This window comes from Methylobacterium hispanicum (genome assembly GCF_022179285.1).
Lineage (GTDB): Bacteria > Pseudomonadota > Alphaproteobacteria > Rhizobiales > Beijerinckiaceae > Methylobacterium > Methylobacterium hispanicum.
Genome location: NZ_BPQO01000007.1, coordinates 177,222 through 189,285, shown reverse-complemented (window position 1 = coordinate 189,285; position 12,064 = coordinate 177,222). Strand labels below are relative to the sequence as shown.

Genomic DNA, 12,064 nt, shown 5'->3' with positions numbered 1-12,064 from the left:
ACGTCCCGGGAGCGGGCGGACCCTACCGCAGGAAATCCCCGAAGGCGCGCGGGCCGTCGCCCGTCGGGATCTCGCGCACGACCTTCAGCGTCCCGGCATCGATGACGCTCAGCGTGTTCGAGCCCCAGTTGGCGACGTAGAGGTGGCGGCCGTCCCGGGCGGCGCCGATGCCCTCGGGATGGTCGCCGACATCGATCGTGCCCACGCTCTTCAGCGTCGCGAGGTCGAAGGCCGTGACGCTGTTGCCGTACTGGTCGGTGACGAAGCCGCGGCCACCCGCGAGCGCCACCACGTAGGGCCGCTCGCCGGTCTTCACCCGGCCGACCTCGCGGCGCGCGGGCACGTCGATCACCGAGACGTCGTCGCCCGTGACGTTCGCCGTGTAGGCGCGCTTCCCCTCCGCATCAAGGGTGAGCCCGAACGGGTGCTTCCCCACCGGCACCCGGGCGACCTCCCGGCGCGCGGCGATGTCGACCACCGAGACGCTGTCGGCCTCGCGGTTGGCCACGAGCAGGGTGGCGCCGTCCGGGGTCACGGCGAGGCCGGAGGGGGATTGTCCGACCGCGATCTCCCCGTCCGCAACCAGCTTGCCGCCCTCGGGGCGCAGCACCAGCACGCGGGCGGCGTACCAGTCGGCGACGTAGACGGTGCCGGCGCGCGGATCGACGCCGATGCCGAGCGGGCCGCCGGGCAGCTTGAGATCCTGCGTGACCGTGTCGGTCCTCAGGTCGATCACCGCGAGGCCCGGTAGGTCGGGGCGGGTGACGTAGGCGGTGTCGCGGCCGGGCGAGAGCGCGATGCCGGCGGGCGAGCCGGAGACGGGGATGCGGCGGACGACCTTGGCGGCGTCGAGATCGACCACCTCGACGGCGTTATCGCCCTGGACGGTGACCAGGGCCTCGGCGGCGCGGGCCGGGTGGGGGAGGGCGGCGAGGAGGGCGAGGGCGAGCAGCACACGCGCATTCTCCCTCCCCCCTCTGCGGGGGAGGGTACCCTGCGAAGCAGGGGGGTCGGGACGAAGTCCCGCAGAGAGGGGAGCGAGGGTACAGGATTGGGCCGCGCCCTGCATGAGGGCCGCATCTCTTCCCGAAGCTGGGTTCCCCTCTCTGCGGGACTTCGTCCCGACCGACCCGGCCTGACGGCCGGCCCACCCTCCCCCGCAGAGGGGGAAGGGAAGGCGCGCTCGCGACAGGGCGAGGAGGCCGGCCCTGAGCCGGCCTCCCACGGGACGCATGCGTCCGATCAGGTTCACGAACCCTTCTCGACCTTGGCCTTCAGGTTGTCGAGGCCGGCGCGGTAGAGGCCCTGGACGGCCTTCTTCGAGGCCTCGTCGTTGAGGTCCGGCGGCGGATCGTTGTTCATGTAGCCGCGGTAGAAGGCGCCGCGCCACGTCACCTTGGTCTTGTTCGCGCCTTCCGCCTCGACCTCGATGTTCGAGGAGTAGTCGTTCACCGGCAGGGTCTTCACGTCGACCTTGTTGATCCGGTACATCAGGGCCTTCTTGTCGGCGTCGTACTTGGCGAGCTCCTCCTCGACCGTGGCGCCGCCCTTCAGCGTCAGCGTGCGGGTGGCCTTCGGCTCGTTGCCGCCCTTGCCCTCGGTCTTCTCGACCACCGGGATCCAGCTGCCGTCCTGGAAGTTGCCGACCACCGCCCAGACCTTGTCGGCGGGCGCGTCGATCTCGACCGACTCCGAGATCTTCTGGCGGGTCGGCCCGTGGGCCTGGGCCGTGAACGACACCGTGGCGAGCGCCGCCACGGCCGCGAGTCTCATGAACCGCATGGACGTTTCTCCTTCGCGCGCCGTCTAGGATGCGGCGCCGGGGTTTGCGAGGACCCGCTCGCTGCGGCCGAGGGCCTGCGCGACCTTGTCCTCGATCCAGTCCCAGGCCTCGCGCTCGCGCGGCCCGGCCGTCTTGGATATCGCGATGGCGAGATAGGCCATCTCAGCCAGGATCTTGTCCGGGCTCAGCATGTGCAGCCGCGTCGAGAGGATCGCGGCCTCCAGCACGGCGGCTTGCGCCCGGTTGTAGCCGATGAAGGGCTCGTGGGCGTGGGCCCCGATCAGCCGTCCGCGGAAGCGCGGCCGGGTGGCGTCGTCCGCGACCGACTCCACCGCGAACTCGGCGTGGCCGAAGCTGTCGGCCAGCCGCTTGCCGGGGATCGCCGCGCAATCCACCACCGGCCAGTCGCGCCGGCCCGTGACCGCGCCCGCGATCACCCGGACGTCGCGCGGGCTCGACGCGGCGAAATGGGGGTTGGCCTCCAGGTTCCGGATCGTCGGCGAGGGCCGGAACGGGGCGAGCACGTAGGCGTCGTCCTCGCGGATCAGCCCGAAGGGCACGAGATGCAGGTCGCCCTCGGGCGACAGGGTGGTGACGACGGTCTCGAGGATCAGCGGCACGGTCTCAATCCTCGGCCACCAGCCTGCCGCAGACGAGCTTTTTCTTGGGACTGGGCGTTGCGTCGACCGCGACCGCGGCGCGGGCTTCCGCGGCGTCGATGGTCTCGGGCGGGCTCGCATCGGCCTCGACGGGAATGCGGGCGTCGCGGGTGCCCGGCGGCGGCCCGCCGGGGCCCGAATGCCGGGTGTGGCCGGCCTTCTTGAAGGCGGTGGTATCCTCGGCCTCGGCGTCCGCCGCCGCGCCCCAGACCAGGGGCTCGTCCTGCACGTAGCGCTTGCCCAATCGCCACGCGGTCTCGGCCTTGGCCAGCTCGTTCCCGAGATAGAAGGCGTGGGCGCCGTCGCTCGCCACGTTCAGTTCGGGGAAGAAGGCCATCGCGTCGGTGCCGACCCTGTGGATGTCGCGGTTGTAGACGTGGATGCCGTCCTCGGCGACGGCGATGCGATAGTTCGGGTCGCGCACCTCCGCGGCAAGGGCCGCGATCTCGTCGGGGGTCTGCACGAAGGGGCGCTTGTCGTGAAGTGCCAGAAGTGCCCGCCCGTAGCCCTTGGGCAGCGCCGCGTCGGCCTTGGCGGCGTACATCACCCGCCGGGCGGCGTCGTGTTCCTCCACGGTGCGGCGGGTGTGGTTGGAGACCTGCACGATCAGCACGTTGCGGATGGCGAGTTCCGAGCACATGCCGGCCAAGAGCGCGGTGACGCCGAGGCTGTCGGCCTCGGTCAGCTCCGTGAGGTTGCCGGTCCCCATCATCATCTCGGCCTCGGGCCAGCGCGCCCGCACGTCGCGGTAGCGGGCGATCGAGTCCACGAAGCCGAAATGGATCGGCTCCAGGATCGGGTCGGCCATGTAGGGCAGGCCGGCCCGCTCCATCCGCTCGATCGCCCGGTCGAGGGAGGGCAGGTCGTCGGGCCGCATCGGCACCAGCACCGGCACCGCGCCGGTCTCGAAGGCGAGGTCGAGCGTCTCCTCGTTGAGGCTGAGGAGATAATCCGCCCCGGCCCTGGCCCCGCGGGTCAGCTCGTCGAGGGAGAAGGAATCGACGCTGACCGTCAGCCCCGCCCCCTTCATCAGCCGCACCGTGTCCTCGAGATGCGGGAAGGCGGTGTCCGGCAACCCGCCGAGGTCGATCACGTCGGCGCCGCGGCGGGCGAGGTCGAGGCCCTTCTGCAGGATCGCCTCGGGCGTCATCTTCGAGGCGTCCACGATCTCGGCGAAGATGCGCAGGTCGTGGCGCGAGAGGTCCACCGTGCGCCCGGCGAGCCCGAGATGGGCGGGGAGATCCACGATCTCGTCGGGGCCGCGCTCGACCGGCACGCCGAAATGCCGGGCCAGCGCCTCCGGGTCGGCGCGGCAGCGGCCGGGCAGGATCACCCGGGTCGCGCCCTCCGGCAGGGTGACGCGGCGGCGGATGATCTCCTCGGTCATCAGCGCCGCGACCTTCACGCCCGAATCGGCGATGCTCCAGGCGAAGCGCTCGGCCGGCAGGCCGGCGGCGACCTTCTCCAGGCGCGCGCGGGCGAGCTTGCCGGTGATGAAGACGAGGTGCTCGGGCTGGCTCACGTCTGGCTGGCTCACGCGGCGACCCGGCCCTCGGCCGGTCCCTCGATGCGGATGGTGCCGCGGTAACGCGCCGCGAAGGTGGGGAAGGCCGCGTCCACGAGGCCGAGGCGCGCCCACTCCGCCGGGCCGGTGCCGGGCGGGGGGCCTAAGGATTTCACGAGGATGCAGGCGGCGGCGCCGACTTGGCCGGCGAGCCAGAGCGCGAGGCTGTCGGAGGTGACGTCCCAGGATTCGGGGATGTCGGGGTGGCCGGCGCGCAGGGCCATGGGATCCCACACCCGCGCCAAGCCCGGCCCAGTCGCGGGTCCCCTCTCCCGCACGGGAGAGGGAGCCTCGTCGCGGCTCCCGCCCACATCCTGATCAGGCAGGGTCCGCTCGATCCGCAGCCCCGGTTCCAGATCCAAGAAGACCTCGGCCATCCGCCCCATCGCGTCGAGGGCGAGGCGGTGGGCGAGGGCATCGTCGAAACCGAGCGCCCCTTGCGCCGCCCGCACCGCGTCCGCGAAGGGGCCGCCGCCCGGCACGATCAGGCAGGGACCGTCCGCGGCCGCCGCGAGCCGCCGCAGCCGGGCGCGCAGGCGCTCCGGATCGGCGAGCAAGCTGCCGCCGAGCTTCACCACGGTGAGCGACGCGCTCACGCGGCCTCCCGGGCGGGGAGCGCCCGCAGGGTCCGCACCGCCTCGGCGACCGCGCGGCCGTCGAGGGCGCGGCGGCGGTCGCCGTCGCGGCAGAGGCCGCCGCGGAAGCCGAGATAGCCCGGCGCGTGCCGGGCGAGCCCGGCGATGTCGGAGACCCGCAGCGAGCCGGCAAGGCCCGAGAGCAGCCCGTGCACCCGGCAGGCGGCGGTGAAGGCGGAGAGATGCGGCCCGTCGAGCAGGTCGGTGAGGCGCCGCCCGTCCTTGCCGGCGGTGTCGATCATCGCGCCGGCAAGGCCCGCCGCGGCGAGCGCCGGGACGTGGCCGGCGTCCGGCGCGTCCTCGGCGAACAGCACCGCGATCAGCCGGCCGGGCGCGGCGGCGGCGGCGGCGGCGAGCAGGGCAGGGGGGCAGCCGGGGAGCAGCGCGACCTTGACGTAGTCGACGCCGGTCGCCGCCATCGCCCGGACAGTGGCCTCCATCTGCGCGGCGGCGGGCTCGCCCGCGACCGCGCTGGTGACCGCGCGGCCCGCGAGGCGCTCCACCAGCGCCCGCACGGTCGCGACCGGCAGCGCGCCGAGCGCGCCGCGCTCCGGGTCCTTGGCATCGACGAGGTCGGCGCCGGCCGCGCAGGCGCGTTCGGCCTCGGCCACGTCGCGGACGCTGACGAGGAGGCGGGGCGGGGCGGGGTCGGGCGGGAACGGCGGGACGGTCACGACTTCTCGGGCAGGGGCTCGGCGAGCAGGCGGTTCTTGACCACCCAACGCATCGCGTGCGCCCAGGTATCATCGGTGTCGGCCCGGATCACCACCTGTCCGGCCCGCACCGGCTTGCCGGTGGCCGCGTCCAGGATGCGGACGTACAGGTTGAAGATCTGGTTCGATCCCTTCTCCACATAGCCGGTCACCGCGAGATCCGCACCCAGCGTCCGGGCGATGGGGGCCGCGCAATCCTCGCACTTGTAGAAGGGGCCCTGCTTGGCGATCTCGGCCGCCTGGGCGGCCGTATCCACGGGCTCGAGGCCCCCCTGCTTGGCGAGCATGCCCTTCAGTTCGTCGGTGACGAGGGCGAGCTTGCGGGTCTCGTCGGGCCGCGCCCGGCGCCCACCGACGACGCCGGGATCGAGCAGCTCGACGGGGAAGACCGCCGCCTTGCGCGGGTCGGCGCGGGCCGGCCCATCCGGCGCGGCCAGGAGCGCGAGCGCCGCGAGGCCAGCGAGGAGCGCGCGCACGGACGGCGAAGGCACCGCGAAGGGCATGGTCGGTCTCCCTGGGTCGCGCTCGTGACGGGGCGGCGCGTCGCCCAAGGATCGTGCGGCGGGACGGTTTGGCAATCCCCGGCGCCTCCGTCATCGTCGCCGCACCGGGTCGGAGAAGGAATCGCGATGCCCCTCGTCAGCGTCACGCGCCTGCGCATCCGGGCGCTCCGCTTCCTGCCGGCCTTCGCGCTCCACGCGGTCCGCACGGCCCGGCAGGTGCGGGCGGCGCCGGGCTTCCGGGGCGGGGCGATCCTGCGCGACCGGGACTGGACCTTCTGGACGCTCACCGCCTGGGACGGGCCCGAGAGCATGCGGAGCTACATGGGGGCGGACGCCCACCGGGCGGCGATGCCGCGCCTCTCGCACTGGTGCGACGAGGCCAGCACCGTGCACTGGGACGCGGCGGAGCTGCCCGGCTGGGCCGAGGCGGACAAGCGGATGCGCGACTGGGGCCGCGCCTCCCGGGTGCGTCACCCGAGCCCGCGCCACGAGACCCTGAGCTACCGGCCGCCGCGCCTCTCGGCCTCCGCGGCGCTCGTCCCGAAGCCCCCGTCCGCGGGGATGTGAGCGGGAAACCGGGCGGCACGGGCCTTCGCGGGTCCGATCGGGACCGAAGGCCGTTGAGTAGGCGGGGCTTATGCTGTTACCTGCCGGCCGCATGCGCGCACCTGCAAGATCCTTCATCCTGGCCTTCATCCTGGCCCCGGCGCTCACCGGCGCCGCCGCGCCGCCCGCCGCCGCGCAGGAGCCGGCAGCCGCCCCCGCGGCGGCGCCCTCCGAGACGCGGATCGGCCTGATCCACCGGGTCCAGCCCCAGCCCTCCTCCTACGACGCGGAGGCCCCGCCGGAGGACGAGGGCGTGGCGGGCGCCCGCATGGCGATCGCCGACAACAACACCACCGGCCGCTTCACCAAGCAGTCCTACGCGCTCGACGAGGCGGCGCTCACTGAGGGCGGACCCGGCGCCGTCGAGACCGCCCGGGCCCTGGTGGAGAAGGGCACGAAGTTCATCATCCTGGCGCTGCCGGCCGACGAGGTGCTCGCCGTCGCCGACGCGCTGAAGGACACGGGCGCGGTGATCCTCAACGCCGCCGCCCCCGACGACCGCCTGCGCGGGGCCGATTGCCGCAAGAACCTGTTCCACGTCGTGCCCTCGCGGGCGATGCAGACCGACGCGCTGGCGCAGTACCTGACCCTGATGCGCTGGCGGAAGCTGTTCCTGATCGTCGGCCCGAACGAGGCCGACCGGCTCTACGCCGAGGCGCTGAGGAACTCGGCCCGCAAGTTCGGCCTGAAGATCACCGCCGAGAAGCCCTGGACCTTCGGGCCGCTCGCCAAGGCGCGGGGCGACACGCCGACCCGGGCCGAGGCGATGGTGTTCACCCGCGGGCTCGACTACGACATGGCGGTCGTGGCCGACGAGGCCGGGGACTGGGGCGATTACGTGCCCTACCGCACGGTCGATCCGCGCCCCGTGGGCGGCACGCAGGGGCTCGTCGCCACGACCTGGTCGCCCGTGCTGGAGACCTGGGGGGCGGCCCAGGCGCAGAACCGCTTCCGGCGCCTCGCGGGGCGGCTGATGCGCCCGCTCGACTACCAGGTCTGGACCGCGGTACGGATCGTGGGCGACGCCGCGACCGTCAGGAAGACCGCCGACCCGGCCGTGCTCGGCCCCTACCTCACCGACCCGGCCTTCAGCGTGCCGGCCTACAAGGGCGTGTCCTTGAGCTTCCGCCCCTGGGACCAGCAGCTGCGCCAGCCGTTGATCGTGGTGCAGCCGAAGATGCTGGTCTCGGTCGCGCCCGAGCAGGGCTTCCTGCACCAGCGCACGCCGCTCGACACGCTCGGGGTCGACCTGCCCGAGACGGCCTGCAAGCTCAAGTGAGGCCGCCGCGATCGGCCGGATGCGGCGATGCGCGCCGGGCCCCGGCCCAGGGCGCGCCCTCGCAACCGGCGGGAAACGCCTTACAATCTGCCGCAACGAAGGCCCGACGGGCCGAGGGAGGATCGGGATGGATCGCTGCGCTACGGCAGTGCTGGGATTGGCCGCGCTGATCGGCCTGACGGAGGGCGCGTCCGCCTACACCGTCTACGTCTCGAACGAGAAGGGCAACACGGTCAGCGTCATCGACACCGAGACGATGGCGGTGACGGGGACCTGGAAGGTGGGGCGGCGCCCGCGCGGCATCACGACCAGCAAGGACGGGAAGGAGGTCTTCGTCTGCGCGAGCGACGACGACCGCATCGACGTGCTCGACGCCGCCACCGGCAAGGTGGTGCGCTCGCTGCGCTCCGGGCCCGACCCCGAGCAGTTCATCCTCGATGCCAGCGGCAACCCGCTCTACGTCGCCAACGAGGACGACAGCCAGGTCACGGTCATCGACATCGAGAAGAACCGGGTGCTGGCCGAGGTGCCGGTCGGCGTGGAGCCGGAGGGGATGGGCCTGTCGCCGGACGGGAAGATCCTGGTCAACACCTCCGAGACCACCAACATGGCCCACTTCATCGACACCAAGACCTTCCAGGTGATCGACAACGTGCTGGTGGACGCCCGCCCGCGCTTCGCCGAGTTCACGGGCGACGGCAAGGTCCTCTGGGTCTCGTCCGAGGTCGGGGGCACCGTCAGCGTCATCGACGTGGCGACGCGCCGCGTGGTGAAGAAGATCACCTTCAAGATCCCGGGCGTGAACGACGAGGCGATCCAGCCGGTCGGCGTGCGCATCACCAAGGACGGCACGAAGGCCTTCGTGGCGCTCGGCCCCGCCAACCGCGTCGCGGTGATCGATGCGAAGACCTACGAGGTGCAGAAGTACCTTCCCGTGGGCCAGCGCGTCTGGCAGCTCGCCTTCACGCCGGACCAGAAGCTGCTGTTCTCCACCAACGGCACCTCCAACGACGTCTCGGTGATCGACGTGGCGGCCGAGAAGGTCGTCAAGAGCATTCCGGTCGGCCTGCTCCCCTGGGGCGTGGCCGTCTCCCCGCAGTGATTGTTTGGGACCTCTGCCGATGCGCAAGCTTCTCCCGGTGGCCCTGATCGGGCTCGCCGCGCTCGTCGCGGCCCCGGCCTCCGCCCTCGATCTCACCAAGAAGCGGCAGAACCTGCCCGACCTCGTGCTCGGCAACGAGGAGGGCAACGACTTCGTGGTCGAGAACCGGGACATCGAGATGGAGTCCGGCAAGGCTTATCGGCTGCGGATCGTCGCCAAGGGGCGGCAGGAGTACAAGTTCTACGCGCCCGAGTTCTTCCGCTACATCTGGCTCAACCAGATCGTGATCAACCACCTGGAGATCCACGGCGGCGGCCCGCCCGACCACCTCGAGTTCGACGATCCGGGCGAGATCGCGATCGAGTTCGTGGCGATCAAGCCGGGCGCCTACAAGTGGGAGGCCCGCGGCCTTGAGGCCAAGGGCATGACCGGCACGATTACGGTGAAGTGACGATGCGCGCCGCCTCCCTCTGCCTCGGGCTCATCCTGCTCTCCGCGCCGGCCTTCGCCGACGACAAGGCCGCCTGCGCGGCCGGCATCGCGATGCTCAAGGACGAGATCGCCAAGAACCCGCCCGAATCCGTCCTGCCCAAGCTCAGGAAGGCCCTGCGGGTCGCCGAGCGCGAGCAGGGCGAGGGCGAGTTCGACGAGTGTCTCGACGCGGTGGGCGACGCCGAGCGGGCCCTGAAGCGATGAGCGAGGCGCCGGCCCTCTCGGTCGCGGGCGTCGGCCACCGCTTCGGCGCGCGGGCCGCGCTCGCGGACGTGTCGCTCAGCGTGGAGCGCGGGCGCTTCATGGCGCTGCTCGGCCCGAACGGGGCCGGCAAGACCACGCTCTTCTCCGTGATCACGCGCCTCTACAACAACCAGGAGGGCCGGGTCGCGATCTTCGGCCACGCCCTCGACCGGGAGCCCTCGCGGGCGCTCGCCCGGCTCGGCGTGGTGTTCCAGGCCCGCACCCTCGACACAGATCTCACCGTCGAGCAGAACCTCGCCTACCACGCGAGCCTGCACGGCATCGCCCGCCGGGCCGCGCGCGAGCGGATCGCGGCGCTGCTCGACCGGGTGGGCCTGGCCGACCGGCGGGCCGACAAGGTGCGCACGCTCTCGGGCGGCCAGTCGCGCCGCATCGAGATCGCCCGCTCGCTGATCCACCGCCCGAGCCTGCTGCTCCTCGACGAGCCGACGGTCGGTCTCGACCTCGAATCGCGCGCCGACATCGTCGCCATCGTGCGCGCCCTGGTGCGGGAGGAGGGGCTGTCGGTGCTCTGGGCCACCCACATCTTCGAGGAGATCTCCCCGGAGGACGACGCCGTGGTGCTCCATCGCGGCCGCATCGTCGCCCGCGGCACGGCCGGCACGATCGGGCAGGGCGCCGAGAGCTTGGAGGACGCCTTCCGGCGCCTCGTCGCCGAGCCCGGAAGGAAGGCCGCGTGAGCACCTCCGCGAACCCCACCGCCCAACGCGCGCCGGCCCATCTCGGCCGCTTGGATGCCGTCGGCTACCTGATCTGCCTCGGCGGCATCGTCCGCCGGGAGCTCTTGCGCTTCTTCAACCAGAAGGAGCGGTTCTTCTCCGCGATGGTGCGCCCGCTCGTCTGGCTGTTCATCTTCGCGGCGGGCTTCCGCAACACGTTGGGCGTGTCGATCGAGCCGCCCTACCAGACCTACGTGCTCTACGAGGTCTACGTGGTGCCGGGGCTCGCCGTGATGATCCAGCTCTTCAACGGCATGCAATCCTCGCTCTCGATGGTCTACGACCGCGAGGTCGGCTCGATGAAGGTGCTGCTGACGAGCCCCTATCCGCGCTGGCTGCTGCTCTTGGCCAAGCTGGTGGCGGGCGTCTCGGTCTCGGTGGTGCAGGCCTACGCGTTCCTGGCGGTGGCGTGGTTCTGGGAGACCGACATCCCCCCCCTCGGCTACTTCGCGGCGCTGCCGGCCTTCCTGGCCTCGGGGCTGATGCTCGGGGCCATCGGCCTGTTCCTGTCCTCGCTGGTCCGGCAGCTCGAGAACTTCGCCAGCGTGATGAACTTCGTGATCTTCCCGATGTTCTTCGCCTCCTCGGCCCTCTACCCGCTCTGGCGCATCCGGGAATCCTCCGAGACCCTGTACTGGATCTGCCAGTGCAATCCCTTCACCCACGCGGTGCAGCTCGTGCGCTTCGCTCTCTACGGGCAGTTCGAGCCCGTCGCCTGCGCGGTCGTCGTCGGCACGACGCTCGCCTTCTTCAGCCTCGCGGTCGTCGCCTACGATCCCGGCCGCGGCATCATGGCCCGGCGCGGCGGCCCGGCCGGAGACAACGCATGAGTCCTGGCATGACCCCTGGCATGACCCCTGGCATGAAACCCGGCACGCGGCTCGGCATGGTCCGCCTCTCGCTCCTCGCGACCACACTCCTGGCCCTCGCCGGGCCGGCCCTGGCCCAGCCGAAGACCGATCCCGACTGGCCCTGCGTCCAGCGCAAGGTCGCCACCCTGAGCCCCGGCCAGTTCTGGACCGGCCCCGACCTCGGCGCCGCGCCGGCCGAGTGGGGCAACGACAACGAGGCCGCCGCGCTGGCGCAGAAGATCGCCTCCCGCCGCACGGAGTTGCAGGAGATCGACGGCCTGCTCGACGGCTATGTCGGCAAGCTGCCCGACAAGGCCGCGCGCGAGCAGGGCCTCGCCCGGGTCTACGCGGGCGTGTTCGAGGTCATCAACGGCGAGCGCAACAAGATCATGCACGGCATCGCCCGCTACGCGCAGGGCCAGCGCCGCATGGCCGAGCGCATCCGCGAGGAGGCCGACCAGATCAGCCAGACCAAGGACGCGCCCTCCGCCGCCGACGCGCGGGAACTGCCCAAGGAGCAGTCCGAGCTCGAGACCAAGTTCGCCTGGGACCGGCGCATCTTCCAGGAGCGCTCGCAGTCGCTGACCTATGTCTGCGAGGTGCCGACCCTCCTCGAGCAGCGCCTCGGCGAGATCGCCCGCAAGATCCAGGCGAAGCTCTGATCCGCCGCGTCGGGCCGGCGGCGCGATCCGGCCCATCCCGATTCGGACCGGGCCGCGCGCCCGGCTCGGATCGGCACGACCGGGTCCCGGCAGGCCCGATCCGTCGCCCCGCGGCCGCAGGCACGTCCGAAGAGGGCCCGACTCATTGCCGAAAGCTCCCGGGAAAACTTGCCGAAATCACCTAAGTGATTGAAAACATATGGCATTTCTGTTGCGCGAACATCACGTCCCG

Annotated in this window: 15 protein-coding genes; 8 read left to right on the top strand and 7 right to left on the bottom strand. The window is 72.0% G+C overall.

The window, feature by feature from the left end; genetic code table 11:
• Positions 1–22: 22 nt before the first annotated feature.
• The 7 genes from MFF56_RS10580 to MFF56_RS10550 form a co-directional block, all read right to left on the bottom strand.
• A complete protein-coding gene (locus tag MFF56_RS10580) occupies positions 23–955 on the bottom strand; it encodes a YVTN family beta-propeller repeat protein (RefSeq protein ID WP_238229995.1) in 933 nt (310 codons plus the stop codon).
• Positions 956–1,248: 293 nt separating this feature from the next.
• On the bottom strand, positions 1,249–1,782 hold the full coding sequence (locus MFF56_RS10575) for an SRPBCC family protein (RefSeq protein WP_238229994.1): 534 nt from the start codon (positions 1,780–1,782) through the stop codon (positions 1,249–1,251).
• A 24-nt stretch (positions 1,783–1,806) separates the two neighbouring features.
• Complete coding sequence (locus MFF56_RS10570) at positions 1,807–2,403, bottom strand: DUF447 domain-containing protein (RefSeq protein ID WP_066918210.1); 597 nt, start codon at positions 2,401–2,403, stop codon at positions 1,807–1,809.
• A 4-nt stretch (positions 2,404–2,407) separates the two neighbouring features.
• A complete protein-coding gene (locus MFF56_RS10565) occupies positions 2,408–3,964 on the bottom strand; it encodes a DUF6513 domain-containing protein (protein ID WP_066918212.1) in 1,557 nt (518 codons plus the stop codon).
• An 11-nt stretch (positions 3,965–3,975) separates the two neighbouring features.
• Positions 3,976–4,602 (bottom strand): amino acid kinase family protein, encoded by a 627-nt coding sequence (locus MFF56_RS10560; RefSeq protein ID WP_066918213.1) that lies wholly within the window; start codon positions 4,600–4,602, stop codon positions 3,976–3,978.
• Positions 4,599–5,315, bottom strand: a complete 717-nt coding sequence (locus MFF56_RS10555; RefSeq protein ID WP_238229993.1) for a (5-formylfuran-3-yl)methyl phosphate synthase — start codon at positions 5,313–5,315, stop codon at positions 4,599–4,601. The genes MFF56_RS10560 and MFF56_RS10555 overlap by 4 nt, the downstream gene beginning before the upstream one ends.
• Entirely contained in the window at positions 5,312–5,857 is a 546-nt protein-coding gene (locus MFF56_RS10550) for a DUF3280 domain-containing protein (protein ID WP_238229992.1), read from the bottom strand. The genes MFF56_RS10555 and MFF56_RS10550 overlap by 4 nt, the downstream gene beginning before the upstream one ends.
• A 126-nt stretch (positions 5,858–5,983) precedes the next feature.
• Here MFF56_RS10550 and MFF56_RS10545 point away from each other — a divergent pair, with 126 nt between their 5' ends.
• The 8 genes from MFF56_RS10545 to MFF56_RS10510 all read left to right on the top strand — a co-directional run bounded on the left by MFF56_RS10545 (position 5,984) and on the right by MFF56_RS10510 (position 11,832).
• Complete coding sequence (locus MFF56_RS10545) at positions 5,984–6,424, top strand: DUF3291 domain-containing protein (protein WP_066927685.1); 441 nt, start codon at positions 5,984–5,986, stop codon at positions 6,422–6,424.
• Positions 6,425–6,515: 91 nt separating this feature from the next.
• Positions 6,516–7,742, top strand: a complete 1,227-nt coding sequence (pedA1, locus tag MFF56_RS10540) for a lanthanide ABC transporter ABC transporter substrate-binding protein PedA1 (protein WP_066927696.1) — start codon at positions 6,516–6,518, stop codon at positions 7,740–7,742.
• A 127-nt stretch (positions 7,743–7,869) separates the two neighbouring features.
• On the top strand, positions 7,870–8,844 hold the full coding sequence (locus MFF56_RS10535; protein ID WP_066927687.1) for a YVTN family beta-propeller repeat protein: 975 nt from the start codon (positions 7,870–7,872) through the stop codon (positions 8,842–8,844).
• A gap of 19 nt (positions 8,845–8,863) precedes the next feature.
• Positions 8,864–9,295 (top strand): cupredoxin domain-containing protein, encoded by a 432-nt coding sequence (locus MFF56_RS10530; protein WP_066927688.1) that lies wholly within the window; start codon positions 8,864–8,866, stop codon positions 9,293–9,295.
• A 2-nt stretch (positions 9,296–9,297) separates the two neighbouring features.
• Positions 9,298–9,540 (top strand): hypothetical protein, encoded by a 243-nt coding sequence (locus tag MFF56_RS10525; RefSeq protein WP_066927690.1) that lies wholly within the window; start codon positions 9,298–9,300, stop codon positions 9,538–9,540.
• Positions 9,537–10,280 (top strand): lanthanide ABC transporter ATP-binding protein PedB/LutE, encoded by a 744-nt coding sequence (gene pedB, locus MFF56_RS10520; protein ID WP_066927692.1) that lies wholly within the window; start codon positions 9,537–9,539, stop codon positions 10,278–10,280. Before MFF56_RS10525 ends, pedB begins: the two co-directional genes overlap by 4 nt.
• Positions 10,277–11,149: a lanthanide ABC transporter permease protein PedC gene (gene pedC / locus MFF56_RS10515; protein ID WP_066927694.1), complete on the top strand. Its 873-nt coding sequence runs from the start codon at positions 10,277–10,279 to the stop codon at positions 11,147–11,149. Before pedB ends, pedC begins: the two co-directional genes overlap by 4 nt.
• Before the next feature lie 56 nt (positions 11,150–11,205).
• On the top strand, positions 11,206–11,832 hold the full coding sequence (locus MFF56_RS10510; protein ID WP_066927698.1) for a hypothetical protein: 627 nt from the start codon (positions 11,206–11,208) through the stop codon (positions 11,830–11,832).
• Positions 11,833–12,064 lie beyond the last annotated feature (232 nt).